This is a genomic window from Campylobacter sp. FU_497, from assembly GCF_025772425.1.
In the GTDB taxonomy this organism is placed as follows: domain Bacteria; phylum Campylobacterota; class Campylobacteria; order Campylobacterales; family Campylobacteraceae; genus Campylobacter_D; species Campylobacter_D lari_C.
On sequence record NZ_JAKMSC010000001.1, the window covers coordinates 152,913 to 178,842 of the forward strand.

Below are 25,930 nucleotides of genomic sequence, written 5' to 3' on the forward strand. Positions count from 1 at the left end.
TCCTTAAAGAAAAACTTCAATTGTATTAGAATCTTGGATTAATTTTTCTTGTTGTTTTTGTCTATCTTCTAATAATTTTTGTGCTAAAAGCTCATCTTCTATTGCTAAAATTTGCACAGCTAAATAAGCTGCATTAATAGCCCCTGCTTTACCTATAGCTACAGTTGCTACAGGAATTCCACTTGGCATTTGCACAGTAGAAAATAAAGAATCCATACTTGCTAAATTACTTCCTGACATAGGTATACCTAAAACAGGTTTTGTTGTGTGTGCTGCAACAGCTCCTGCTAAATGTGCCGCCATACCCGCTGCAGCAATAAATACTTTAGCACCTTTTTCTTCAGCGTTTTTGATATATTCTTGTGTTCTTTGGGGGCTTCTATGAGCTGAAGTGATTAAGATTTCATATTTAACATCAAATTTTTCCAAAATTCCCAAAGCTTCTTTTACCACATCATAATCACTCTTACTTCCCATCAATATAGAAACAAATTTCATTCAATACTCCTTCTTAAAAAGCTAAATTCTGGAAGTTTAAAAGGTAAAGCAATTTCATTTTCATTGCCACTATGGATTTCATTAAATTCTTTATTATTTTTGGCTAATAATTGTTTAAAAACTATAAATTTTTTACCATCATTTTCACAGATTAAACCTAGTTTATTTTCTCCTAATTCTATATTAGAATTAACCGGGGCTAAAATTTCATATTCTTTGTTTAATTCTATTTTGCCTTTACATTTAAAAAACTCACCATCTTCACTAATAGCATGCACTTGATGAGTTCCTTCTTCTATACTTGTGTTATGGTTAATAGAATCTGTTTTTTCATAAGCTCTTGAAACTAAATATCCATCTGTAAAACCTCTGTGTTTTAAAGTATGAATTTCTTTTTCATATTTGCTCGCATCGAAAGTATTTTGCAATACATCTTGCACTGCCATTTTATAAGTTCTTGTAGTCAAAGCTACATAGTACTCACTTTTTGTTCTTCCTTCTATTTTAAAAGCATGAATACAATTTTCTTGCATAATTTTTTGAATATATGAGCTTAAATTTAAATCTTTAGAATTAAATACATGTGTGCCATTTTCATCTTCTTCTAATCTAAAAAGCGTATTTGTTTCTGGATTTTTCGCATAAAGCTCATAATTAAATCTACAATCATTTGCACAAGAGCCACGATTACTCATACGCCCACTTTGTACTGAACTTATTAAACATCTACCAGAATATGCAAAACACATAGAACCATGCACAAAACTTTCAAGCTCGATATCACAATTGTTTTTCAAATCTTTTGCATCTTTTAAGCCAAGTTCCCTTGCTATAACAACGCGCTTAGCTCCCATGTCTTTATAAACTTGGGCGTCTAAATAGTTTAAAATATTAGCTTGAGTGGATACATGAAGATTGATTTCAGGTGCAAGTTCTTTAACTAAACGCATAGCACCTACAGAAGCTACTATAAAAGCATCAGGTTTCATTTCTTTTAATTTTAAAATATGCCTTTTTAAACCCTCAATTTGTGAGCTAAAATAAAAACCATTAATGGTTACATAAATTTTTTTTCCTCTTGCATGCGTATAATCAATAGCTTCTTTAAAAGTTTCATAATTAAAATCTCTAGCAGTTCTTGCTCTTAATGAAAAATTACTCACTCCTGCATAAACAGCATCAGCTCCATAAGCTAACGCTATTTTTAATTTTGTAAAATTTCCCGCAGGAGCTACTATTTCAGGAATAATCATTTTTTTCCTAAACTTGCGATTAATGCCTCAATATCATCATTGCTTACAACATCTGTAGTTGTATCCCCTTCAATATGCACAGCCGATCCCACGCGTTTTTCATCATCAATTTTACCTTCAAATAAACTACTCATATATCTACTTAAAGCTCTCATAACATTAATAACACGCTCGATTTTTTGACGGTGAATATCTTGATATTGCATAGCATCCATTGCCATCATAACTTCATCTTGTCCAGTTTGTAAACAACCTGTAATTTCATCTATAATATTTTTAGCATTATTATTGGTTTCTATAGCCTCTTTAAAGCTTGCAACATTGGGAAATTTTGCATTTAGTTTTTCAAAAATTTCTATATTTTTATTTAAAGCATCACTAATTACACAAAGCTCATTTTCTGAATTTGCAAAAAAATCATTAATGGCTTCTAGTTTTTCCATCATTTCAGTAGCTTTGATTTCACTATCTCTTGTAACATCATCAAGTTGATGTACAACTTTATGTTCTTTACTAGGTGGTGGTGGTGGCCAAGCCATATCCGCTCTTGCTTTATAATCGCCGTTAATCATATCATTTACAATTTGCTGATTTTTTTCCTCATCTTCATACTCTGTTTCAGGTTTTGCTTCTGTTTCTTCTACAGAATCAAGATCTAAGTCTTCAGTGCTATTCATTAAAGCATCTAATTCTTCTTGAGTCATTGTCACACCTTTTTTAATAATAAAAAACTAATGCGAGATTATATTACAAAAAAATATAAATCAATATTAATTTTAGTTTTTTTATACAAAATAACATTTTTTTATATTTGACTATAAAAAAAATATTAATTTAAACTTAATTTAAAAAAAATATACTACAATCTTAAAAAATAAATTAAAACCTAGTAAAAAGGAGAAAAAATGGGTAAGTTTGTAAATAATATTGATGAGTTTTTTAGCTATTGTCAAGAGCATGAAGTTTTATTTGTTGATTTTAGATTTACTGATATGATAGGCACTTGGCACCATATCACTTACAATATAAAAGCAATTGATGATAAAACTTTTGAAAACGGAATTCCTTTTGATGCAAGTTCTTTGCACGGTTGGCAACCTATAGAAAAATCGGATATGATTTTAAAACCTGATGTAGAAAGTGCGTTTTTAGATCCATTTACAGCAGATCCTACTATCATAGTAATTTGTGATGTATATGATATTTACAAAGATCAAATGTATGAAAAATGCCCAAGAAGTACTGCAAAAAAAGCAATGCAACACTTAAGCACAAGCAACATTGCTGATACAGCTTATTTTGGTCCTGAAAATGAATTTTTTATTTTTGATAATGTAAAAATAGTTGATTCTTCTCACTGTGCAAAATATGAAGTAGATACTGAAGAAGGTGAGTGGAATGACAATAAAGACTTCACAGATAGTTACAATAGCGGACATCGCCCAAGAAATAAAGGTGGATATTTTCCTGTAAGTCCTATTGATTCTAGTGTAGATATTAGAGCTGAAATGGTGCAAGTTTTAGAAAGAGTGGGTTTAAAAACTTTCGTACATCATCATGAAGTAGCACAAGGGCAAGCTGAGATTGGTGTAGAATTTGGAAATTTAGTTGAAGCTGCCGATAATGTACAAATTTATAAATATGTAGTGAAAATGGTCGCGCATTTAAATGGAAAAACAGCAACCTTTATGCCAAAGCCACTCTATGGAGATAATGGAAGTGGTATGCATGTACATATGAGCCTTTGGAAAGATGGGGTAAATTTATTTTATGATAAAGAAGGTTATGGAAAATTAAGCGAATGTGCGATTAATTACATCGGTGGAATTTTAGCTAATGCAAGAAGTGTTGCCGCATTTACTAATCCTAGCTCAAATTCTTATAAAAGAATAGTTCCAGGTTTTGAAGCACCTTGTATATTAACTTATTCTTGTCAAAATCGCTCTGCAAGTTGTCGCGTGCCTTATGGTATTAACGAAAAAAGCGCAAGAGTAGAAATAAGATTTCCTGATAGCACTTCTAATCCTTACCTAGCTTTTACAAGCTTGCTTATGGCAGGACTTGATGGTATTAAAAACAAAACCATACCGGTTGGCCCTATGGATGAAAATTTATTTGCACTAACCCTAGATGAGATTAGAGAAAAAGGTATAGAGCAATTACCTCACACTTTAAGAGGATCTTTAGAAGCACTCATTAGAAAAAATGCTTTCTTAAAACCTGTTATGAGTGATGTGTTTATCGATGATTATCAACACATGAAATTTGAAACCCAAGTATGGCCTGTAGAAGCTAGACCAACTGCATATGAGTTTAAAACTTGTTATTCTTGCTAATTTTTGATGCCTTTTTGGCATCAAAAATTTAAAATACTATTGTTTTATTTTCGTGTATAAAAATCCTATCATCAAACACTAAATCCAAAGCCTTAGAAAAAACATTTTTTTCCACATTGCGTCCTGCTTGTTGCATAGCCTGCCAAGAATATTCATGAGTAACCGGTATAACATCTTGGGTAATGATTGGTCCCTCATCTAAGTTATTATTTACAAAATGTGCTGTTGCACCTATGATCTTAACCCCTCTTTCATAAGCTTGTTTATAAGGATTAGCTCCTATAAATGCGGGTAAAAAAGAATGGTGGATATTAATAATCTTCCCTTCAAAATGCTCCACAAAAGATGGAGATAATATTCTCATATATTTTGCTAAAACAATATAATCAAACTCGTATTGTTTTAAACACTCTAGTAATTTTTCTTCATGCTCTTGCCTACTTAAATCCTGCACTAAAATAGTATGAAAAGGTATATTAAATTTATCCACCAAAGGTTTTAACACCTCATAATTTGCAATAACTGCTTTAATATTTGCGTTAAATTCCCCACTAAATTGGCGAATAAGTAATTCACCCAAACAATGAGTTTCTTTGGTAGCTAAAACAATAATATCTTTTTTTCTCTTTGGTGTAATTTCAATTTGTGCATTATCAGGAAGCATAGCCTCAAGCGTTCCTTTAAAAGCTTTTATATCAAGCTCACCTTCTAAATGCGCCCTAAAGAAAAAACGATTTTCTCCAACAAATTCATCATTTTTTATAATATTGATTCTATATTTAAAAATAACATCTGAAATTCTATAAATCAATCCTTTTTCATCACTACTTGAAATTTTTAAAATATATTCATTCATTTTTGCTCCTTTATATAGTTTTTTAATTCTTGCAATCTTCTTTTTTCAAGCTCAATTCCAAGCTCTTTCCCACTAAATCCTTCTTTTAACAAATCATTTGCACTAATTTTACTTTCAAAAGCATGATAATATAAATTTAATTTCTTTGCTTGTGCTATACGCTCATTATCCCAAAGTCCAAGCCATTTGCAAAGTGGTATTTTTAAAGCAATTTTAGCTAAATTAAAATTATCAATTTTACCCAAAATAAACTCTTGTTCACATTTTTTTAATAGTTCTTTTTTTAATTTTGTTTTTTTAAAAAATTCCTCTTTATTTATATGAAAAAAATTCAAATACAAATACAAAAACAAAGCCTCATTGCAAATTAATTTTTGACTTTGTTTTAATAGCCTTTCAAATTCTTCATTGCAACTTTGATGAAAAAAGATTTTTTCTTCTAAATTTAAAATTTTTAAATACTCATAAGCTTTATTTAGCCTTGAAGTTTTAAAAATTTTGTAAAGTTCGTTATTAATGCGTTCTTTAGATAAATCACTTATATCCATAGTTTGCATTAATTTTAAACTTTCTTTTGCAATTGTTAAATCAAACCTGCATGCAAAAGAAATTCCACGAAGCACTCTTAAACTATCTTCAACAAAACTTTTATCATCAATATGTCTTATAATCTTTGCTTGCAAATCTTGCAAACCATTAAAAAAATCTAAAAACTTAAAATCAAAAATATTTACCATCAATGCATTAATGGTAAAATCCCTTCTTTTAGCTCCTTCTTGCTCATCATTACAAACTTTAACTTCAAAACCTCTATGGCCTGTAGAAATTTTATTTTCATAACGTGCTAAAGCTAAATCAAATTTTTTGTATTTATATACAAAAAAACTTTTTCCCACTCCGTTTGCACCAAGTTTTTGCATAAGCTCATCAAAAAGCTTAGGCTCAATATCATAAATTTCTATATCATAATCATCACTAGATAAATCTAAAAAAGAATTCCTTACACAACCACCTACTAAATAAGCTCTTTGCGTGTAAGGTTTAAGTGAGTTTTTAATCCTTAAAAAATCTTGGTCATTTTTTAAGTCTATCTTCAATCTTTGCAAGCAAAAACTCTAAAAAAGTAATGGTCATATCTAATCTTTTTTCCATATGCTCATCTTTGGTATTTTTTAATCCTTCAAATAAAACCAAAATACGCTCTCTAAGATTTTTTAAGAAAAATTCTTCATTGTTTATAATACTTTCTTCTTTTTCTTCTAAAGCTTCAACCTTAATAGCGACATTTTGCTTCTCATCTTTTACTTTTACTTCTAAATCATCTAATTCATGAATTAGCTCTTGTGTAACCTTGCTAATTTCTTCTTTGATTTTTTTCTCTTGAGTATTAACACTTTTTTCTTGAGTAATTTCTTCTACCATAGGAGCAAATTCATCGTTTTTACTTTTTTTATTATCTAACTCTGAATTAACTTCACTAATAGCCATTTTTGCTAAATCTTCTATGTTCATAGTTTTATCAACCACCTTTTAAATTCATTAATTTCTTCTTCGCTTTTCATATTGACAAAAAAATCAAGCATATCATAATTTAAATCTTCATGATTAGAACGCAAACCACTTAAACGCCTTATAGCATCAATGGCATTTTTATTTTGCGGATCTTGTTTTAATATATTTTTATAAATCTCCAAAGCTTCATCTTTTAAACCTTGTGCTTCATAAATAGAAGCTTCTGTTACTGTATATCGCATTATCAACTCACAAAAAAATAAAATGCCAAAATTCTAACAAAAAAGACTTTAATTTATTTTAATTTTTACTTAATCACAGGAGCTTTATATGCTAAAAATACAAAAATATTAAGTATTATAGCTACTATAATAAGCATAATAAAACCTAAAGTAAAATTTCCAAAGCTATCATGAAGCATACCTATAACCCAAGGTGCTTGAGCTGCTATTAAATATCCTATACCTTGTGACATAGCAGAAAGTTTAGCTGCTATAAAAGAATTTGAACTTTTTATAGCAATAAACAATAATGAAATTGTAAAAACCCCACTAGATGCAAAACCTAAAAAAATAGCTGCTAACAACAACACTAACTTTACATCGCAAAAAAACACCAAAATAAAACTTAAAACATATAAAAAACCCAATGTTATAATAACAAAACTCTTAGCATGAGCTCTTAGTTTTCCTAAAGCAATAGGCAATAAAAATGCCACGGGCATGCCTATGATTTGAGAAAGTAACAAAACATTAGAACCAAAATCAATTCCAAAACCTTTTTCACTTATCATCACACTAAGCCAAGCAAAAAGACTGTAAGATAAAAAACTTTGTAGTCCCATTACAATAGTAACTTTCCAAGCTGTTAAATTTAAAAAAAGATTTATTTTATTGATATTTTTCTTTTTAGGACGCAATAATCTTTTATTTTTCAAGTGTGGAAAATAAAAAATCAAAGCAATCAAAGCTAAAACAACCCAAAAAAACATAGCTTGAGGCACTTCAAAAATTTTAAGCAAGGGAAGTGATAAAGCTACTCCAGCAATTGAAGATAAACCTATAATTGATCCGTATAAACCCATTATTTTATAAGCATTTTTTGCAAATTTTTCCTTTACAAAAGAAGGTAATAAAACATTAGCTATTGCAATGCCTGCTCCAATTAAAAAAACCCCAGAAAATAAACCTATATTACCTCCATAACTTCTGATAAGCTCTCCAAAAACAATTAAACACAAAGCAAAAAACAAAGCTTTAATTTGTGAAAAATATGCTACAAAAAAAGATATAAGACCAAAAGCTATCAAAGGTAAAGTTGTAAGCATTCCTGCTAGGGCTGAATTTATCTTATAGTATTCTTGAATGTATTCTATCATAGGACCTATAGAGGTTATAGGTGCTCTTAAATTTAAAGCAAGGGTAATTACAACTAAAATATTAATCCAAAAGAATTTTTTATATGAAATTTGCGTATGCATGATTATTTTTGATTTAATATATTTTCAAGATATTTTTGTTTATCTTGCTTAATATCTTTTTGTTCTATTTGTTTTTGCTCTTTTATTATTTCATTTTCTTTAGAAAAATAAAAATGATCAATGATAAAAATAGAAGATATGATTACTATTAAAGGTATTAAAAAAACCATAATCAATATTTCCTAAAGACATTACCATAATATTCTATATTATCTTTTTTTAAATTCTCATCAAAAGTATTTGCCTCAAAATTTGCTTTTAAAATTTTTTCTCTTTCTTCATCTAGATCCTGATAAGAAAAAACCATATTAATACTCACTACCCCATCAAGCTGTTCTAATTGTTTATATGCTTTTAACTCATCATCTAAATTTTCACTTTCTATTACTACTATAATTTTTTCATCCTGAGCTAATTCCACACTACAACAAGGTGTTTGCTGAATTTGCTTTTTAAGTTTTTCTAATTTTTCTTCTTTAGTTAAAATCAACACACTAGAAAGATTCATCTATACTCCAAAATATAATTTTGTTTTCATAACCTGCGCTAATAAACTCATGCTCGTTTAAAAATATAAGATATTCTAGCAAAAAATCTTTATTTTGGAATTTTTTTATCGTTTTTAAATTTTTAGTATCTATAAGTTCTATGATATTTTTTTCATTATCTCCAAAAACTGCTATTGAGCCATCTTTATTTAAAGCACAAGTATAAATCAAAAAATCTCTTTCTATACTTTTTTCTTGGTCATTTTGCACTATACCTAATTTTCTATCAGTGCTACAACTTGCAATAATTGTGTTTTTAAAATCAAGTTGATAAATATTGTCCTTATGAATACTCTTATAACTTTTTATTTTTTGCCATCTTTTCACATCAAAAAGTATTATTTCGCCACTTTCAAAACCTGCCACTAATTGAGTTTTTGTTTCATTTAAAACCACATCACTTAAGCTTGAACTAGAAAAAGTAAAATTTTTTACAACACTTTTTGTTTTTAGATCAAAAAGCTCTATATTAGAACCTAGCAAGGCTAATAAAATAGTATTATCATCTAAAAACAAAGCCTTTTTTACTCCATCATTAGCTAAATCATAGCTTAAAAGTTGTTTATTTTTATAAACATGTAATTTTTTACTTCCAAAATCACCTTCACTTAAAATCAAAATAGCCCCATTTAAGTAATCAATACTATAAATTCTAGGGCTAAGATTTTCTTCATAAAAATTTTTAATCTTATCTAGCTGAGTGATTTTTTGCATTTTTTTATCTTTAATGAAGTATTGATTTATTTCTCCATTATCAAGCCCTATAAACAAACTATCATCGACAAGTTTCAAAGCATTCAAATTTGAATCAAGTTTAAGCTCATAGCTAAATGCATAAATACTCACTAACAAGATTAAAAATATTTTTTTCATAATTTTATTTTACACCTTCATTTAAAACATCTAAGAAATTAGATTTTTTCTTTGATTCCTCGCTTTTAAATTTAGCTTCAAAGTTATTTCCCACTAAAGGTTTAGCATCGCTTTGTGGCACATGGCATTGCGTACAATTAAATCTTGCATCACTTACCATATCTTTAGTAGATTTATTTTTTCTTAAATCAAAATAATGACTACTTGGAAGTGCTGTTGCAGCTAAATCTTTTGCTACTGCTTTATCATGACAACTTAAGCAAATATTATTATCTTTGGTAATTGGAAGCATATCCTCTAAAGTATGTGGAATCAATGGTGGAGCATTTTCAAACGACCTCTCAATCAAAACAGATTCACCAGCTAAAGCTTGAGAGTATTTAGCATCTAATAACTCTACATTTTCACTTTCTAAACTTGTTTTTCTTAAACCTATATCTTTTGAATCAACACTTTTAACAGCAAGCCCACAAGCACTTATTAAAACAGCTGCTGCTAAGGATAAAAAGATTTTATTTTTCATTTTCTCTCCTTAAATTTATTATACTAAAACCTAAAGCATCATCACCGCAAACATCAATACATTTTCCACATCTTATACATTCACCCGATTTTATATCTTGATTTTCTTTGCCTATCATCCAAAGTACTTGCTTTTCAGGACATACTCCAAGGCATTTGTAACATTTAGTGCATTTTTGCAAGCTATATCTTACTTTTAGTAATGAAAAATGCGAACTTAAAGCCCAAAAAGCCCCTAAAGGACAAAAATGCGAACAAGTAAATCTTGGACTAAAAAACGTATCTATACAAAAAATAATCAAAGCTACAAAAAGCCAAGAAACACCGCCAAAAATAATCCCTCTATGGATTATTCCTATATAAGAAAATTCCTCAAAAACAGGAAAAGAAAAAAGAAAAGAAAAAATCAAAACAAAAGCTAAAACATAATAACGTAAATTTTTATTTACATTAAAAACTCTTGCTTGATTAAAGCCTAATTTATTTCTAATAAAATAGGCAAAATCAGTAATGATATTTACAGGACAAACCCAAGCACAAAACGATCTTCCAGCAAAAACAGCATAAAATAAAAATACTATTAAAGCACCACTTAAAGCCATTAAATCTACTTGCAAACTTGCTAAAGCAAGTTGAATAAATGCAAAAGGATCACTTAAGGGCACTGAAGAAAATAAAACCGAAGAGCTTAAATTTCCTTTTAATATAAAATTAAATACACCAAAAGAAAAAAAAGTCAAAATAGACAATTGCACTATTCTTCTTAAAATAAGATATTTCATAGCAATTCTCCATCATTAAGATAATCTTTAGCCTTATTTTTATTGAAATTTTTATCTGTGTTTACATCTTGTAAGCGTTTTTCATCTTTTTCATCCCAGCCTTTGATGTAATTATCCCCAGCTTTTCCTAAAACAAATTCTCTAGGTAAAACTCTAATAGCTGCTTTTTGTGTTATACAAGCTTTTTCACAAATCCCACATCCAACACACATTTCATGATCTACCATAGGTAGTAAAAATGCATGCTTTGCGGTTCTTTCATTACGTTTTGTTTCAAGTTTTAATGCTTTATCTATTAAAGGACAAGCTCTATAGCAAGCATCACATTGAATTCCCCAATAAGCAACACAACTTGCACTATCAATTATAGCTATACCCATTTTTGTTTTATAAATTCCATTATTTTGCTCTAGATATTTATGATCTAGCGCATTTGTAGGACAAACTCTTATACAAGGTATATCCTCGCACAATCTACAAGGATTTTCTCTTGCTACAAAAAAAGGTGTACCATTTTTAGCACTATTTTCTAAATTTGCTAGTTTTAAAACATCATAAGGACAAGCTTTTACGCAAAGTCCGCATCGTATACATTTTGACAAAAACTCTTTTTCATCATCTGCTCCAGGAGGTCTTAAAAAATACTCCTGATTTGAGCTAAATGCTAAACTTGCCAAAAATGCACTTCCGCTTCCTATACATAAAAGCTTAAAGGTAAAGGCTAAAAATTCTCTTCTATTTTTCATTTTTATGCTTTAGTAATTTTTACGGCACATTTTTTGAAATCTGTTTGATTAGACAATGGACAAGTTGCATCTAGTGTAACTTTATTTATATACACATTCTCATCAAACCAAGGCACATACACAAGCCCTTTAGAAGGTTTATTTCTACCACGAAAATCTACTCTAGCTTTTACTTTACCACGGCGTGATTCTACCCATACGATATCGCCTTGATTAATTTTCATAACCTTAGCATCATCTTCATTCATATAACAAAGTGCTTCAGGTACTGCACGGAAAAGCTCAGGAACCCTCATAGTCATAGTTCCACTATGCCAATGCTCTAAAACCCTACCAGTACATAACCAGAATGGATATTCTTTACTTGGTCTTTCAGGTGCTTTCATAAATGGCCTAAAGAAAATTTTCACTTTATTTTTTAAGCTATATTTTTCTTTAGTTTGTGGAGCTAGCAAATCTCCTTTTGGTAATTCTTTAGCAAAACCTCCATAAAATGCAAAGTCTGAATTTGGAGCAGCTTTTTTAGCATAATAATCAAATTTGGTATTAAATCTCCATTGGGTTTCTTTACCATTTACTACAGGCCATCTTAAACCTCTTACTTTATGATAAGTATCAAAATCAGCTAAATCATGCCCATGACCTAAACCAAATTTGCGGTATTCTTCCCAAAGGTATTTTTGCACAAAAAAGCCATAACCTTCAAATTCTTTACCATCACTACCTATAACTTTTCTCTCATCGCCAAATACTTCAGAATTATCAAATCCTTTTGCAATATTATCTTTAGCTTTGAAAGATTTTGCTTCTTTATTAGCAAATAATACATCATATAAAGTATCATCTTCACTATAACCCATAGCTTTAGCTTCTTCTAAAACACTTGGCAGAGTAAGCTTATCATTTACTTTAGTTTCACCCCAAACTTCTTTTAATTTAAAGCGTTTTGAAAATTCCATGATTTGCCAAGTATCACTCATAGCCTCACCTACAGGCAATACTTGTTGTTTCCAGTGTTGAGTTCTTCTTTCAGCATTACCATAAGCACCCCATTTTTCATAAATCATAGCACTTGGTAAAATTAAATCTGCCACTTTAGCACTAATTCCTGGGTAGCAATCACTCACAACGATAAAATTATCCATTTCTCTAGCCGCTGCTATCCAGTGATTTGCATTAGCTGTATTTTGCCAAGGATTATTTACTTGCACCCAAGCAAATTTGATATTTCCATCTTCTAAATCCCTCATGATTTTTAAGTATGGAGCACCTGGTTTAGGATTGATTGTTTTTGCAGGAACTTTCCAAATTTTTTCACTAATTTCTCTGTGTTTAGGATTTGCAACCACCATATCAGCAGGTAAACGATGTGAAAAAGTCCCTACTTCTCTTGCAGTTCCACAAGCACTTGGTTGCCCTGTCAATGAAAACGCACCATTACCTGGTTTAGCTTGTTTACCAAGTAAAAAATGCACCATATAAGCTTGCTCATTTACCCAAGTACCTCTTGTGTGTTGATTAAAGCCCATGGTCCAAAAACTTACAACTTTTCTATTTTTTTCTATATATAAATTTGCTAATTCTTGAAGTTTTTTCTTAAATTCTTCTATACTTTCATCTTCATTGCCCTTAGCAACTTTAGCAACATAATCAAGCGTATAAGGCTCTAAAGCTTTTTTGAAATCTTCAAATGAAATTTCCCAATGCGCATCAGGAGCACTTTGGTGTTTCATTTCAAATTTATCTCCTGCTTTTACCCCTAAATAAGCCAAAGATACTGCTTCTTCTTCGTCTACAATAATAGCATTTTGTTTTGCTACGGTATCTTTTTCACTTGCTTTAAATTTAGGATGGTTTGGATTATTTCTCATTCCATAACCAATATCAGCATAACCTGTTGTAAAAATACAATGTTTTTCAATAAATTCTTTATCCATAGCTTCAGGATGATTATAAACAATTTCCCTTGCTATATAATTCCAAATAGCTAAATCAGTATTTGGCTTGAAAATAATTTCAGTATCTGCTATATGAGAGGTTCTATTAGAAAAAGTAGATAAATTTACAATTTTGACTTTATCTAAATTACTTAATTTTCTATCACTTACCCTTGACCATAAAATCGGATGCATTTCTGCCATATTCGCACCCCAAGTAATGATAGTATCAGTAAGTTCTATATCATCATAACAACCAGAAGGCTCATCAACCCCAAAAGTTTGCATAAAACCAACAACAGCACTAGCCATACAATGACGTGCATTTGGATCTATATTGTTTGATCTAAAACCAGCTTTTACTAATTTTGCAGCAGCATATCCTTCTTGTATAGTATATTGACCACTTGCAAAAATTCCAATTCCCTCAGCACCTTTTTCTTTATAGGCTTTTTTGAATTGTTTTTCCATTTCATCAAAAGCTCTTTGCCAAGAAACTTGTTGGAATTTTCCTTTTTTATCAAACTCACCTTTTGCATTTACACGAAGTAAAGGTGTTACTAAGCGATCTTCTCCATACATAATTTTTGCATTAAAATAACCTTTAATACAATTTAACCCACGATTTACCGGAGCTGCTGGGTCTCCTTTTACAGCAACAATTTTACCATCTAAACTTGCAACTAAAATTCCACAGCCTGTACCACAAAATCTACAAACAGCCTTATCCCAACGCCATTTATTCTCAGTATTTGCAAGCACACTACTTGGAACACTAAGACCTGCAACACCACAAGCACTAGCAATAGCGGTATTTTTAATGAAGTCTCTTCTGTTCATTATATCCCTCGTTATTGTTTATTCAATGCATTTTAATACATCTTCAAAATATTACTACATTTATGGTAAATTTAAATTATAAAAAAGAATATTTTATAAGTATTTATAAATAGGAGTTTTTTGGTATTTTTTTAATATTTTTTGCATATTATAAAACGCTAGTTAATTCTAGCGTTTTAATTGATTTACAATTCCAAGCATATCATCACTTGTAGTGATTGCCTTTGAGCCTGCCTCATAAGCTCTTTGCCCTGTGATAAGATCTGTCATTTCTTCTACAAGCTGAACATTACTTAGCTCTACAAAGCCATGTTTGATTACAGAAAATCCATTCTCACCGGCTATACCTGCAATAGGCGCTCCACTTGCATCAGTTTCTACTAAAAGATTATCCCCTAAAGCATGTAAACCTGCAGGATTAATAAAATTTACAAGTTCAATTTGACCTATTTGAGTTTCAGCTGTATTTCCTGGTTGCATAACAGAAACTGTTCCATCGCTTGCTACGTTAATAGCTGTAGCATCTTCAGGTATAGTCATTTCCGGCAAAAGCCTATAACCATCTGAATTTACTATATTTCCTTCAGCATCTTTAGTAAATTGACCATTTCTAGTATAAGCTATAGTTCCATCAGGCATTTGAATTTGAAAAAAGCCATTATTACCAGCAATTGCCATATCAAGACCTGAAGTTGATGTTTGTTTTAAACTACCTTCACTAAAAATTTTACTCACAGCTGTCACTCTTGAGCCAAGACCCACTTCTATACCACTTGGGTGTTTTGTAGTGCTTGAAGTTGAAGTACCTGCGTATTTCATCGTTTGATACATTAAATCTGCAAATTCTGCACGCGATTTTTTATAACCTACTGTATTAACATTTGAAATATTATTTGAAGTTACATCAATTTGTGTTTGTTGTGATACCATCCCTGATGCTGCTGTGTATAATGATCTTAACATTTTATCTATCCTTAGTTTTATTTAGTACTTGCTAATTTATTAATAGCTTCTTGATTTAAATCATCCATATGAGATGTCATAACTTTTTGATACATCTCAACCATTCTATTTGCTTCGATTAATCCTACCATTTCTGTAACTGGATTAACATTTGATCCTTGAGTAAAACCTTGCTTAATGGCGTTTGAATTTGGCAAATCTCTAATTTTGTTTAAATTATCGATTTTATACATATTATCGCCATCTTTTTGTAAATCTCTTAAGTCATCAACTTGTGCGACGAATAATCTTGCTATATCTTGATTAGACGCACTAATGATTCCGTTTTTATCCACATTAATAAAAGAAGTAGAATCTCCTATGCGTATACCATCATTTTCAGGATTGTTAAAATAATCACTACTTAAAACTCTATATCCTTGACGATTTACCAAATAGCCCTCATCATCAAGCTGGAAATTTCCATCTTGGCTTAATCTTACTTCGCCATTATTTGTTTTAATTAAGTAAAAAGTATCTTCACGAGTAAGAGCTAAATCCAAAGGATTATGCGTCATTTTCATAGAACCTACGCTAAAATTTGTATAGACGTGATTAACTTGTGGAACTCTATCTATAGTTGTATTTACAAATCTTGCAGCATCTCTTGTGTGATTTTGTATAGGCAACTCATCTTGAGTTTCTTTAAAAATCCTTTTAAAATCTGCAATAACAACATTATCTCTTTTATAGCCACTTGTATTTACATTTGCTAGGTTATTAGTTACAACATCTAAGCGATTAAACTGCGTAACCATAGCACCAGTGGCTTGATAATACCCATTTTGCATTGTTTTTCCTAACTAAAATCTTAATTTTTCACTAACAAAGCAAAAGCTGTTCCAAAATGTTTTTATTTGTTTTTAATTAATCTTTAGGCATAATATTTAGTTTTACACTCATTACTTAAATACAAGGGGTATCCATGGCTAATGAAACCAATGTTTTAGAAGAACTTTTCAAAGAAAATTCTAAAGATTATATCACATATGAAAAACTTGTCAAGTATTTTGCAAAGCTTCCAAATACAACAAGTGCAAAAAAAATCCGTGATTTAATGGATAAATACAAAGTAGAATTAATCTCTTCAGCCGAAATTGCTAAAAAAAGAAATTTAGAAGAAGCAAAAAAACTACAAGAAGAAAAACAAAAATTACAAGATACAAGTTTAGAAAATGAATTTGATTTAGCCAATGAAAATGATTTATTAGAATGGAGTAGATCAGACTCACCTGTTAGAATGTATTTAAGAGAAATGGGACAAATTGCTCTTTTAAACAAGGACGAGGAAGTTGAAATTTCTAAAAAAATTGAACTAGGCGAAGACATTATCATCGATGCTTTTTGTTCGGTGCCTTATTTGATTGATTTTATACTTGATTATAAAGAACCTTTAATCAATAGAGAAAGAAGAGTAAAAGAGCTTTTTAAAAGCTTTGAAGATGATGATAAAAGCGATGATGATAAAAGCGATGATGAAATAGACTCTGAAGAGGAAAATGAAAACGAGGAAAATGAAAGCTCAAGCGAAAAAAAACCTAAAAAAACAAGTAAAAAAGAAGACGAAAGAACCTTAAAAGTTATAGAAAGTTTTAAAGCTTTAGAAAAAGCAAAAAAAGAATGGTTAAAAACCATATCTACTATTAATGCAGAAAAAAATGATGATGAATTATTAGATAAATTAATTATTGCTTTTAAGAAAAATATATTAAAAGAAAAACTAATGGATCTAGGTCCAACTTCAAAACTTATCTCTGAAATCGTAAAATCCATGGAAACAGCTTTAAAAAGCGATGAGGAATTTGACAAAGAATTAAAACGTTTAGAATATCGTTTACCAATGTTTTCAGAAGAATTAAAACAAAGACACCAAGATATTTTAAAAGATATTACCAAACTTAGTAAAGAAGAAATCGCTGAACGCGCACTAGAAACTACCATGGTAAGCACTTATATGGAGATAAAAAAACTCATTCAAACCAAAGAAGCTAGTCAAAATTCTTTTGATTTAGAAAAAGATCAACTAAAAGAAATTCTAGAGCAAATCAAACGCGGTAAAAAAATCTCAGATGAGGCTAAAACTAGAATGGCAAAATCAAATTTACGCTTGGTTGTAAGCATTGCCAAAAGATATACCAATCGTGGGTTACCATTTTTAGATTTGATCCAAGAGGGCAACATAGGCTTAATGAAAGCGGTAGATAAATTTGAATATAAACGCGGTTATAAATTTTCAACCTATGCAACTTGGTGGATTAGACAAGCTATTTCAAGAGCAATTGCTGATCAAGCAAGAACGATTAGAATTCCTATTCATATGATAGAAACTATTAATCAAATCAATAAAATCATTCGCGAGTATTTGCAAAAAGAAGGTAAAGAACCGGATGTAAGCATTATTGCTAAAGAAGTGGGACTTAGCGTAGATAAAGTAAAACAAGTGATTAAAATCACTAAAGAACCAATTTCCCTAGAAGCACCTATTAGCAATGAAGATGATGGTAAATTTGGAGACTTTGTAGAAGATAGAACTTCAATTTCACCTATGGATCATATCTTAAAAGATGATTTAAAAGAACAAATTGATGAAGTTTTAGATCAGCTTAATGATAGAGAAAAAGCTGTTATTAGAATGCGTTTTGGTTTAATGGATGATGAAAGTGATAGAACCTTAGAAGAAATCGGTAAAGAATTAAATGTCACAAGAGAAAGAGTAAGACAAATAGAAAGCTCAGCTATAAAAAAACTCAAACATCCAAAAGTTGGTAGAAAACTTAAAAATTATATAGAAGGTTGGAAATAATCCTTGCTAAAAAGCAAGGATTAGCTATCTCTAAAAAGCTTCGTTGCCAAATGCGCTGCTCTACTATGATCAGTATCTTTTTTTAAGGTATTAAAAATTCTACTAATATATTCTTCTAAAATTTGTTGAGAATTATTAATTTTTTCTGCTTCATTTAAAGTAATCTTACGATATCTTCCTTCGCTGTCTAACTCATAAGCTAAATCATTGTCGCTTAATTGCAGTTTTAAAATTTGAGCTAGTTTTGCACGCGAATGCTCATCAAAAATAGGAGTCATTAATTCTAGTCTTCTTTCTAAATTTCTTGGCATCCAATCAGCACTTGAAATAAAATAATTTGGCTCAGTGTGCTTAAAATATAAAATTCTAGCATGCTCTAAATATTTTCCTACTATACTTCTAACCTTTATATTTTCACTATATCCTTTTACCCCAGGTCTTAAACAACAAATTCCACGCACAATAAGATCTATTTTAACACCCTTATTTGAAGCATCATATAAAGCTTTAATCACATCACCATCTACCAAAGCATTCATTTTAGCTATGATTACTCCATCTTTTCCATGATTTGCTTCAGTAGTTATCATATCTAAAATTCTTTCTTTGATTTGCTTTGGACTCATTGATAAAGTCTTTAAGCGACGGCTTTTACTATATCCTGAAAGTATATGAAAAAAGGTTGTGGTATCTTGAGAGTATTCTTCTTTTGAAGTAAAATAACTTACATCAGTATAAATTTTAGCCGAACTTGCATTATAATTACCCGTACTTAGATGATTATAAATTTTTAATTTTTCCCCTTCTTTTCTAATCACTTGAGCCACTTTTGCATGTACTTTAAAACCCGTAATGCCATATATTACATGAGCTCCTGCATTTTCTAATGATTTTGCCCAGTGTAAGTTATTTTCCTCATCAAAACGCGCCTTTAACTCTACCATTACAGTCACTTGTTTACCATCGCTTGCTGCGTCAATTAAAGCTTGGACTATGTTTGAATTTTTTTCAACCCTATAAAGAGTCATTCTTATAGAAACAACCTTAGGGTCTTTACTTGCTTCTTTGATAAATTGATACACAGGTTCAAAACTCTCATAAGGCTGTATAGCCAATATATCTTGTTTATCAATTGCGCTAAAAATAGATACATTATCTCCAAAAGGTGGTAAAATTTTTGGTGTATATACAGGGTTTAGCAAGTGTGTGAATTCTTTATTAGAAATAATTTGCCACAGTGATGGTAAATTTAAAAGTATGCTGTATTCGTAAATATCTTTATGAAAAATATTCATATGAGAACTTAAAAACTCGATCAACTGCTCATCTGCGCCTTTTTCTATTTGCAAGCGTATAAAAGCACCTTTTCTACGAAGCTTTAAACCCTGCTCTAAAATCAACATAAAATCATCAGCCTCTTCTTCTTCTATTTCCATATCTGCATTTCTAGTTACTCTAAAAGCAGCAGATGATAAAAGCTTATAGCCAGGAAAAATATGCTCAGTATGATGACGCACTATACTTTCTATAGGCACATAAATATTCGAACTTACTTGGTAAAATCTTGGTAAAACCCTAGGTATGCGTATCATGCCAAATTTTAAAAGCTCAGGATGCATAGGATCACAAAGCTTTACTGCTAAAGAAAATGAAAGATTGTTTAAATGCGGAAAAGGATGGGTTGCATCAACTGCAATAGGTACTATCACAGGAAAAATATTGGAAAAAAAATGCTCATTACATTGCTGTTTTAAATCCTCATCAAGCTCTTCGTAAGAACGAATAAATAAATTTTCTTTTTCTAAATCTTGAGTTATTTTAGTAAAATACTGCTCTACTACATATTTTTCTTCATGTAAATAATTTCTAATGGCTTTAAGTTGCGCAAGTGGGGTCATTTCATCATTACTTGCTGTGCTTATTCCTGCTACAAAAAGCTGTTTTAATCCTGCCACTCTTATCATATAAAACTCATCTAAATTTGTACAATATATAGCAATAAATTTAAGTTTTTCAAGCAAGGGAAGATCTTTAGAGCATTGATCCAAAACACGAGAATTAAATGCAAGCCAAGAAAGTTCTCTATTAATATACATTGATGGTTGAATTTGCATAATACACCTACCTTATTTTCTAGTATTTAATATTTTAGTATTTCTTTCATTAAAATTTATTTTATTTTTATAATAGTAAATAAAATTATATAAAAAAATAATACTTTTTTTCTCTTATTAAAAAAATAATAAATGATTAATAAACTTATATTTACTTTTTAAGTTTTATAGTGTAATATAATTACACTTAAGTTCTTGTAACTTAAACTTCATTCAAAGGAGAGACTTTGAAAAAAGCAAACTCAAAACTTTTTGCTGTTTTCCTCTTCTTACTTGTAATTTTAGCAGGCGTGGGAATGTATACTTTCCATAATGCCAAAGGCACTTCTTATTTTAGCGATGCTAGTGAAAGCTGTAATAATTGTCATATTATGAACGAGGTTTATAATGATTATTTGAAAGCTTCACACTCTAAAGAAGTTGATGGTAAGCCAAGAGCAACCTGTAATGATTGCCATTTACCACATAGCTTTTTTGAAAAATGGGTTGCTAAAGCTCAAAGTGGCTTAGGACATGCTTATGCATTTACTTTCAAACTTGATTCTTTACCTACGCATTTAAGTGCAAATGCAAAAAGTAAAGAAATAGTCCAAAATAACTGTATAGAATGTCACAAAGAAATTGCGAGTAACACTATCAACCCTACTCTAGATCCACATAAAGATAATGCTTTAAGTTGTGTATCTTGTCATCAAGGTGTTGGTCATAAGAGAGGATTTTAAATGAAAGGAGTATTTAATGAATAACAAAGGCATTTTATATAGTGCTATTAGTGCTACTATAGTAGCTATTGCGGGCGTATTGTGGTTAAATCAAGATATCACAGCCAAAACAAACGATTCAGTAGGTGGAATCATCTCTCAAGAAATTGTAAAACTTGGCGATGAAAATCCTACTTTTGACTACTGGGGAAAGAATTTTCCTGATTATTTAGACATGCATACAGCAGTGGAAAAACAAGCACCTAATGCAACAGAATTTGGCGGGAACTTAGCTTATTCAAAACTAATTCGCTATCCGCAATTAACTGTTCTTTGGGCAGGTTATCCATTTAGCATTGATGCAAATGAAGAAAGAGGACACTTTTGGGTTCAAGTAGATCAAATGGATACAGCTAGAAATAATAAAGATTTCTTAAATGCACATGGTTTTACAGGATTTGGCGGTCAACCAACAGCTTGTATGAACTGCCATAGCGGATGGACTCCATGGCTTTTAAACAACACTGCAAAAGGCGATTGGGTAGCATTTAACTCTGCAAAATATTGGACTATGGTTAAAACTATCCCAGCTGTAAATGGAGCTAAAGAAAACTCACCTGAACACAGCGGACCTCATGGTGGAAAAAGAATGGGTGTAACATGCGCAGATTGCCACAACCCAACAGATATGAGTTTAAGACTTACAAGACCAGCTTTAATTAAAGCATTAATTTCAAGAGGTTATGAAGCAGACGAAAAACAAGGCATTAAAGCTTCAAGAAGCGAAATGAGAACTTTAGTATGCTCTCAATGTCATGTTGAATACTACTTCAAACCAACAGGCACTAAAGTGAAAACTATAGGCGAAAGTATTGCTAATGATAGTTCTAAAAAATGGTGGAATGGCACTCAAAAAACTTACGATGAGTTTGATTCTTGGAGAGATGGTAACAAGCCAGTTGAAATCGAAGTTGATGGTATAGAGCTAGCATTTCCATGGAGCGAGTGGAAAAAAGGCGAGCCATTTAGAATAGAAATGATTGATGATTATTATGAAAAAAATAGAGAAAATTTTCCAAGTGATTGGGTTCATAAAATCACAAAAGCACCAATGATTAAAATTCAACACCCAGAAAGCGAACTTTATAGTGGTGGAGTACATGCTGCAAATGGTGTAAGTTGTGCAGATTGTCATATGCCTTATATTAGAAAAGGTGCAAAAAAAGTTACTAACCACAATATTACTTCACCTTTAGTTGATATTAACTCAGCTTGTAAAACTTGCCATACTCAAAGCGAAAGCTATCTAGCTAAACAAGTAAAAGATATTCAAAATTCAGTAGCTCATGATTTAAGAACAGCTGAATATTCTTTAGTAAGCTTGATTAAAGATGTAGAAACTATTCGTGCAGAACTTGGAAAAATGCCTAAATTTCAAACTGATGGCAAAGCAGATGATGCTAAAATTTCGGCTGAATTAAAAGAAGTATTAGAACTACATAGAAAATCTCAAATTAGAGCAGACTTTGTAGGTGCTGAAAACTCAACAGGTTTCCACAATCCTAGAGAAGCTTCAAGAATGCTTTTACAATCAGTTGATATGTCAAGACAAGGACAAACTAAACTAGTAGAAATTGCCGCCAAAAATGGTATTAAAGATTTCAAAACTTCAAATTTAGGTTTTGAAGATATTCAAAAATTAAATCCGGGTGAAATTCACTATAAAGTAGATCTAAATGGCAACAAAGCAGGCGATCGCTACTATAAACATCAAGAAGTAAATGGTAATCCACCAGCAAAACTTCTTGAAGATGATAAAAATCTAAAACCTTATAATTATAAAGTAATAGATTAATCATACTAAACCCTCACAATCGAGGGTTTATTCTTTTATCAAACTTACATCCTCACCTTTTAAAATTTTATTCATAGTGTTCATAGCACACATTTTTCCACACATTGAGCAAGAATTAAGCTCTTCAGGTTTTCTTTCATTAAACATTTTCTTAGCCTTTTCTCCATCAATTGCCAATTTAAACATTTTTTCCCAATCAATATCTTGTCTTGCTTTACTCATTTCATCATCTATTTTTCTTTCTTTGGGAAGCTTGGCTATATCTCCTGCATGAGCTGCTATTTTAGTTGCTACTATACCATCTCTTACATCTTCTAAATTTGGAAGTCTTAAATGTTCAGCAGGAGTTACATAACAAAGTATATCAGCACCAGCTGCTGCTGCAACTGCTCCACCGATTGCTCCACTTATATGATCATATCCTGCGCCTATATCAGTAACTAATGGCCCCAAGACATAAAAAGGTGCTCCATTGCAAATTCTTTTTTCAAGTTGCATATTAGCTTCTATTTCGTTAATAGCCATATGACCAGGTCCTTCTATCATCACTTGCACATCTTGAGCCCATGCTCTTTTGGTTAACAATGAAAGTTCTATAAGTTCAGCAATTTGAGCTGCATCACTTGCATCATGGGTACAACCAGGTCTTAATGCATCACCCAAAGAAAGTGTCACATCAAATTCCTTGCATATAGCAAGTAAATCATCATAATATTCATAGAATGGATTTTCAGCATCATTCATTTGCATCCAAGCATAAAGAACTGAGCCTCCTCTTGAAACTATATTAGTAATCCTATCGCACTCTTTAAAAACCCTAGCAGCACGAGAATTTATCCCTGCATGAATTGTCATAAAATCCACTCCACTTTTAGCATGATGATATACTACATCTAAAAAATCTTTTGCCCTAATATCCTTTAAATCTTTTTCCAAAAAACCTACCGCATCATAAACAGGCACAGTACCTATCATAGCTTTTGAAGTAGCAATTAGCTCATCTCTAAAACGACTGGTTTTACCATAATTACTAAGATCCATAATAGCCTCTATATTAAATTTATGAGCTAACTCCACCTTTTTCATTTCTTCACTATAATCTACACAATCATTTGAAACGCCTAAATTTACATTTACTTTCGTTTTAAGTCCATAGCCAATACCATTTGGATCTAGTGCTTTATGATTAATATTTGCAGGAATAATAATTTTTCCACATGCTATATTTTCAAGCAAAAAATCTTCACTTACTTGCTCTTTTTGTGCAACAATTTGCATTTGTTTTGTGAGAATTCCTTCTCTTGCATAAGATATTTGAGTTTTCATTTAAATTTATCCTTAAAATAAAAATTTGGATAAATGAAGGGTATGTGAGTAGTTGATAAATTATCCCAACGCTAGCATTACCTAGTTCTGGTGCGGTCTAAGCTTTTAGCTTACTCTCAGCCTGTATCACAAGCTCCCGTCATTTATGCAAAGCAAGTATAACAATAAATACAAAACAAAGTTTATTTTTTTATTTGATTTTTAGCTTGCTTGCTAAAATGTAACAATTCTTCGGTAGTTTTTATATAAAAAGGAATTTTTTTAAGACAGTATTTTAAAATTTCACTTGCAGCTAAAGCATCACTTAAGGCTCTATGATGCTTACTTTCGATACACAAAAACTCTTTTAGTGCATCAAGACCGTATTTGGGACTTTCAATGCATTTTTTAGCTAAATCAATAGTGCATAATCTTCTATTTAAAAGTACTCCAAAATCATTTTCATACATAGCTTTAGATATAAAATGATAATCAAAACGTACATTGTGTGCAACAAAAATGCTATCTTTTAAAAATAACTTAAAATCATTTAACACGGTTTTTAAAGAAGGAGCATTTTTTACCATATCCAAACTAATCCCTGTTAATTCTGTAATATTTTCAGGTATGCTTTCTACTTTTATAAAACTCTCAAATCTATCAATTTCTTTATAATTTTGAATTTTCACCGCACCTATTTCTAAAATTTGACCACTTTTTATCCCACCGGTGCTTTCAATATCTACAACACAAAAAATCTCATCTTTTATTTTTGTATTTTTACTTTTTAAGCATAAGCAATTTTGCGCATTAAGCTCTACCCCTAGCCCTAAAAGCTCAAAAATATATAAATCGAAATCATAATGATTTAATTCTTCTATTTTTGCAAGCTCTTTTAAGACCCAAGGAAAGGGCTTGTTTTCTTTGCTTAGCTTGATGATTAAATCATCGATTTGTTGTTGGCTCAAAATTCAAGCTTTAAAGAATTGATTGCTGTTTTTTTATCTTGCGAGGAAAAGATATAACTACCTGCGACTAAAATATCAGCTCCTGCTTCATCTAAATCAGGTGCGTTTAAGCCATTTACCCCACCATCTACTTCTATAAAAACTTTAAGATTTTTTCTATCTATCATTTCTCTTAACTGTCGAATTTTATCATACACTAAAGGTAAAAAACTTTGCCCGCCAAAGCCTGGATTAACACTCATTAAAAGCACCATATCTACAAATTCTAAAATATATTCTACACTTGAAACTGGGGTATGTGGATTTAAAACAATAGCAGGATGAATGCCATTTTTTCTTATATACTCACACACTCTAATAGGATGATTTTCAGCCTCTAAATGAAAACTAATGAATTTTGGTTTTACCGGAATAAATAAATCCACAAAACTACTAACATTATACACCATTAAATGCACGTCTAAAGGCACTGAAGTAATTTTTGAAATATTTTCAACCACACAAGGACCAAAAGTAAGATTTGGTACAAAATGCCCATCCATCACATCAATATGCAATAAATCAGCCCCTGCTTGAGACACTTCTTTAATTTCATTTTCTAAATTTAAAAAATTTGCAGACAATAAACTTGGTGCTACATACATTTCATATCTCCAATAAAAGTAAAAAATAATTTTATCATACTTATTATCAAATTTTCTTTATGTATTTTTAATAATATTTGATTTTTTTAAGCTTGTTTTAGATATAATGCTAAAAATTATTTTTATTTCATAAGGAAAAATTTATGTCAAGAATTTGCCAAATTACAGGAAAAGGACCTATGGTAGGTAACAATGTTAGCCATGCTAACAATAAAACTAAAAGACGCTTTTTGCCAAATTTAAGAACAGTTCGTATCACTTTAGAAGATGGAACTACTAGAAAAGTTAGAGTAGCTGCTTCAACTTTAAGAACACTTAAAAAACAAAGCGGTAAATAATCCTTAATATAAACGAG

At 30.6% G+C, this 25,930-nt stretch carries 26 protein-coding genes and 1 riboswitch; of the genes, 5 read left to right on the forward strand and 21 right to left on the reverse strand.

Annotation, left to right across the window (positions count from 1 at the left end; translation table 11 throughout):
• Nucleotides 1-3 precede the first annotated feature (3 nt).
• The 3 genes from purE to L8W68_RS00895 are packed head-to-tail and all read right to left on the reverse strand — an operon-like array spanning nucleotide 4 to nucleotide 2,455.
• Complete coding sequence (gene purE, locus L8W68_RS00885; protein WP_263674647.1) at nucleotides 4-498, reverse strand: 5-(carboxyamino)imidazole ribonucleotide mutase; 495 nt, start codon at nucleotides 496-498, stop codon at nucleotides 4-6.
• Nucleotides 495-1,751 carry a peptidase U32 family protein gene (locus L8W68_RS00890; RefSeq protein ID WP_263674649.1) on the reverse strand — a complete coding sequence of 419 codons (1,257 nt, stop codon included), beginning with the start codon at nucleotides 1,749-1,751 and terminating at the stop codon, nucleotides 495-497. The genes purE and L8W68_RS00890 overlap by 4 nt, the downstream gene beginning before the upstream one ends.
• Complete coding sequence (locus L8W68_RS00895) at nucleotides 1,748-2,455, reverse strand: protein phosphatase CheZ (RefSeq protein ID WP_263674650.1); 708 nt, start codon at nucleotides 2,453-2,455, stop codon at nucleotides 1,748-1,750. The genes L8W68_RS00890 and L8W68_RS00895 overlap by 4 nt, the downstream gene beginning before the upstream one ends.
• A gap of 201 nt (nucleotides 2,456-2,656) precedes the next feature.
• On the opposite strand from L8W68_RS00895, the gene glnA reads away from it, so the two are divergent.
• Complete coding sequence (gene glnA, locus L8W68_RS00900) at nucleotides 2,657-4,087, forward strand: type I glutamate--ammonia ligase (protein WP_263674651.1); 1,431 nt, start codon at nucleotides 2,657-2,659, stop codon at nucleotides 4,085-4,087.
• 28 nt (nucleotides 4,088-4,115) lie between these two features.
• On the opposite strand, the gene purU is transcribed toward glnA, so the two are convergent.
• The 14 genes from purU to L8W68_RS00970 all read right to left on the reverse strand — a co-directional run bounded on the left by purU (nucleotide 4,116) and on the right by L8W68_RS00970 (nucleotide 15,976).
• The gene (purU, locus tag L8W68_RS00905; protein WP_263674652.1) at nucleotides 4,116-4,943 is read right to left on the reverse strand and encodes a formyltetrahydrofolate deformylase; all 828 of its coding nucleotides are present in this window, start codon (nucleotides 4,941-4,943) and stop codon (nucleotides 4,116-4,118) included.
• The gene (locus L8W68_RS00910; protein WP_263674655.1) at nucleotides 4,940-6,049 is read right to left on the reverse strand and encodes a CCA tRNA nucleotidyltransferase; all 1,110 of its coding nucleotides are present in this window, start codon (nucleotides 6,047-6,049) and stop codon (nucleotides 4,940-4,942) included. Before L8W68_RS00910 ends, purU begins: the two co-directional genes overlap by 4 nt.
• The gene (gene ciaD, locus L8W68_RS00915; RefSeq protein WP_263674656.1) at nucleotides 6,018-6,455 is read right to left on the reverse strand and encodes an effector protein CiaD; all 438 of its coding nucleotides are present in this window, start codon (nucleotides 6,453-6,455) and stop codon (nucleotides 6,018-6,020) included. The genes L8W68_RS00910 and ciaD overlap by 32 nt, the downstream gene beginning before the upstream one ends.
• Nucleotides 6,452-6,700, reverse strand: coding sequence for a hypothetical protein (locus L8W68_RS00920; RefSeq protein WP_087691144.1), 249 nt, complete (start codon nucleotides 6,698-6,700; stop codon nucleotides 6,452-6,454). Before L8W68_RS00920 ends, ciaD begins: the two co-directional genes overlap by 4 nt.
• A 62-nt stretch (nucleotides 6,701-6,762) precedes the next feature.
• A complete protein-coding gene (locus L8W68_RS00925) occupies nucleotides 6,763-7,935 on the reverse strand; it encodes an MFS transporter (protein ID WP_263674657.1) in 1,173 nt (390 codons plus the stop codon).
• A gap of 2 nt (nucleotides 7,936-7,937) precedes the next feature.
• Nucleotides 7,938-8,105 carry a hypothetical protein gene (locus L8W68_RS00930; protein WP_263674658.1) on the reverse strand — a complete coding sequence of 56 codons (168 nt, stop codon included), beginning with the start codon at nucleotides 8,103-8,105 and terminating at the stop codon, nucleotides 7,938-7,940.
• A 2-nt stretch (nucleotides 8,106-8,107) separates the two neighbouring features.
• Nucleotides 8,108-8,443 carry a chaperone NapD gene (locus L8W68_RS00935; RefSeq protein ID WP_039618619.1) on the reverse strand — a complete coding sequence of 112 codons (336 nt, stop codon included), beginning with the start codon at nucleotides 8,441-8,443 and terminating at the stop codon, nucleotides 8,108-8,110.
• Nucleotides 8,430-9,356 (reverse strand): WD40 repeat domain-containing protein, encoded by a 927-nt coding sequence (locus L8W68_RS00940; RefSeq protein ID WP_263674659.1) that lies wholly within the window; start codon nucleotides 9,354-9,356, stop codon nucleotides 8,430-8,432. Before L8W68_RS00940 ends, L8W68_RS00935 begins: the two co-directional genes overlap by 14 nt.
• 4 nt (nucleotides 9,357-9,360) lie before the next feature.
• The gene (locus tag L8W68_RS00945; protein ID WP_263674660.1) at nucleotides 9,361-9,879 is read right to left on the reverse strand and encodes a nitrate reductase cytochrome c-type subunit; all 519 of its coding nucleotides are present in this window, start codon (nucleotides 9,877-9,879) and stop codon (nucleotides 9,361-9,363) included.
• Complete coding sequence (gene napH / locus L8W68_RS00950) at nucleotides 9,869-10,660, reverse strand: quinol dehydrogenase ferredoxin subunit NapH (protein ID WP_263674661.1); 792 nt, start codon at nucleotides 10,658-10,660, stop codon at nucleotides 9,869-9,871. Before napH ends, L8W68_RS00945 begins: the two co-directional genes overlap by 11 nt.
• Nucleotides 10,657-11,406, reverse strand: a complete 750-nt coding sequence (gene napG, locus L8W68_RS00955) for a ferredoxin-type protein NapG (RefSeq protein ID WP_263674662.1) — start codon at nucleotides 11,404-11,406, stop codon at nucleotides 10,657-10,659. Before napG ends, napH begins: the two co-directional genes overlap by 4 nt.
• A gap of 2 nt (nucleotides 11,407-11,408) precedes the next feature.
• Nucleotides 11,409-14,183 (reverse strand): periplasmic nitrate reductase subunit alpha, encoded by a 2,775-nt coding sequence (napA, locus tag L8W68_RS00960; RefSeq protein ID WP_263674663.1) that lies wholly within the window; start codon nucleotides 14,181-14,183, stop codon nucleotides 11,409-11,411.
• 168 nt (nucleotides 14,184-14,351) lie between these two features.
• Nucleotides 14,352-15,146 (reverse strand): flagellar basal-body rod protein FlgG, encoded by a 795-nt coding sequence (gene flgG, locus L8W68_RS00965; RefSeq protein ID WP_039626513.1) that lies wholly within the window; start codon nucleotides 15,144-15,146, stop codon nucleotides 14,352-14,354.
• Between the two features lie 17 nt (nucleotides 15,147-15,163).
• Nucleotides 15,164-15,976: a flagellar hook-basal body protein gene (locus tag L8W68_RS00970; RefSeq protein WP_039618632.1), complete on the reverse strand. Its 813-nt coding sequence runs from the start codon at nucleotides 15,974-15,976 to the stop codon at nucleotides 15,164-15,166.
• A 134-nt stretch (nucleotides 15,977-16,110) separates the two neighbouring features.
• Between L8W68_RS00970 and rpoD the strand changes: the two genes are divergently transcribed.
• Nucleotides 16,111-17,988, forward strand: a complete 1,878-nt coding sequence (gene rpoD / locus L8W68_RS00975; protein WP_263674664.1) for an RNA polymerase sigma factor RpoD — start codon at nucleotides 16,111-16,113, stop codon at nucleotides 17,986-17,988.
• 20 nt (nucleotides 17,989-18,008) lie between these two features.
• Here the strand turns inward: rpoD and L8W68_RS00980 are convergent, their stop codons facing one another.
• Nucleotides 18,009-20,102, reverse strand: coding sequence for an RNA degradosome polyphosphate kinase (locus tag L8W68_RS00980; RefSeq protein ID WP_263674665.1), 2,094 nt, complete (start codon nucleotides 20,100-20,102; stop codon nucleotides 18,009-18,011).
• A 227-nt stretch (nucleotides 20,103-20,329) separates the two neighbouring features.
• Here L8W68_RS00980 and nrfH point away from each other — a divergent pair, with 227 nt between their 5' ends.
• Both nrfH and L8W68_RS00990 read left to right on the forward strand, forming a co-directional pair.
• The gene (nrfH, locus tag L8W68_RS00985) at nucleotides 20,330-20,824 is read left to right on the forward strand and encodes a cytochrome c nitrite reductase small subunit (protein WP_263674666.1); all 495 of its coding nucleotides are present in this window, start codon (nucleotides 20,330-20,332) and stop codon (nucleotides 20,822-20,824) included.
• 16 nt (nucleotides 20,825-20,840) lie between these two features.
• A complete protein-coding gene (locus L8W68_RS00990) occupies nucleotides 20,841-22,658 on the forward strand; it encodes an ammonia-forming cytochrome c nitrite reductase subunit c552 (protein WP_263674667.1) in 1,818 nt (605 codons plus the stop codon).
• A gap of 27 nt (nucleotides 22,659-22,685) precedes the next feature.
• Here the strand turns inward: L8W68_RS00990 and thiC are convergent, their stop codons facing one another.
• The 3 genes from thiC to rpe all read right to left on the reverse strand — a co-directional run bounded on the left by thiC (nucleotide 22,686) and on the right by rpe (nucleotide 25,575).
• Nucleotides 22,686-23,984, reverse strand: coding sequence for a phosphomethylpyrimidine synthase ThiC (gene thiC / locus L8W68_RS00995; protein ID WP_263674668.1), 1,299 nt, complete (start codon nucleotides 23,982-23,984; stop codon nucleotides 22,686-22,688).
• Between the two features lie 45 nt (nucleotides 23,985-24,029).
• Nucleotides 24,030-24,134: riboswitch (TPP riboswitch) on the reverse strand.
• A 32-nt stretch (nucleotides 24,135-24,166) separates the two neighbouring features.
• Nucleotides 24,167-24,931 (reverse strand): 3'-5' exonuclease, encoded by a 765-nt coding sequence (locus L8W68_RS01000; protein ID WP_263674670.1) that lies wholly within the window; start codon nucleotides 24,929-24,931, stop codon nucleotides 24,167-24,169.
• Nucleotides 24,928-25,575, reverse strand: coding sequence for a ribulose-phosphate 3-epimerase (gene rpe, locus L8W68_RS01005; protein WP_263674671.1), 648 nt, complete (start codon nucleotides 25,573-25,575; stop codon nucleotides 24,928-24,930). The genes L8W68_RS01000 and rpe overlap by 4 nt, the downstream gene beginning before the upstream one ends.
• Nucleotides 25,576-25,718: 143 nt before the next feature.
• On the opposite strand from rpe, the gene rpmB reads away from it, so the two are divergent.
• Nucleotides 25,719-25,913, forward strand: a complete 195-nt coding sequence (gene rpmB, locus L8W68_RS01010) for a 50S ribosomal protein L28 (RefSeq protein WP_039618647.1) — start codon at nucleotides 25,719-25,721, stop codon at nucleotides 25,911-25,913.
• Nucleotides 25,914-25,930: the final 17 nt, after the last annotated feature.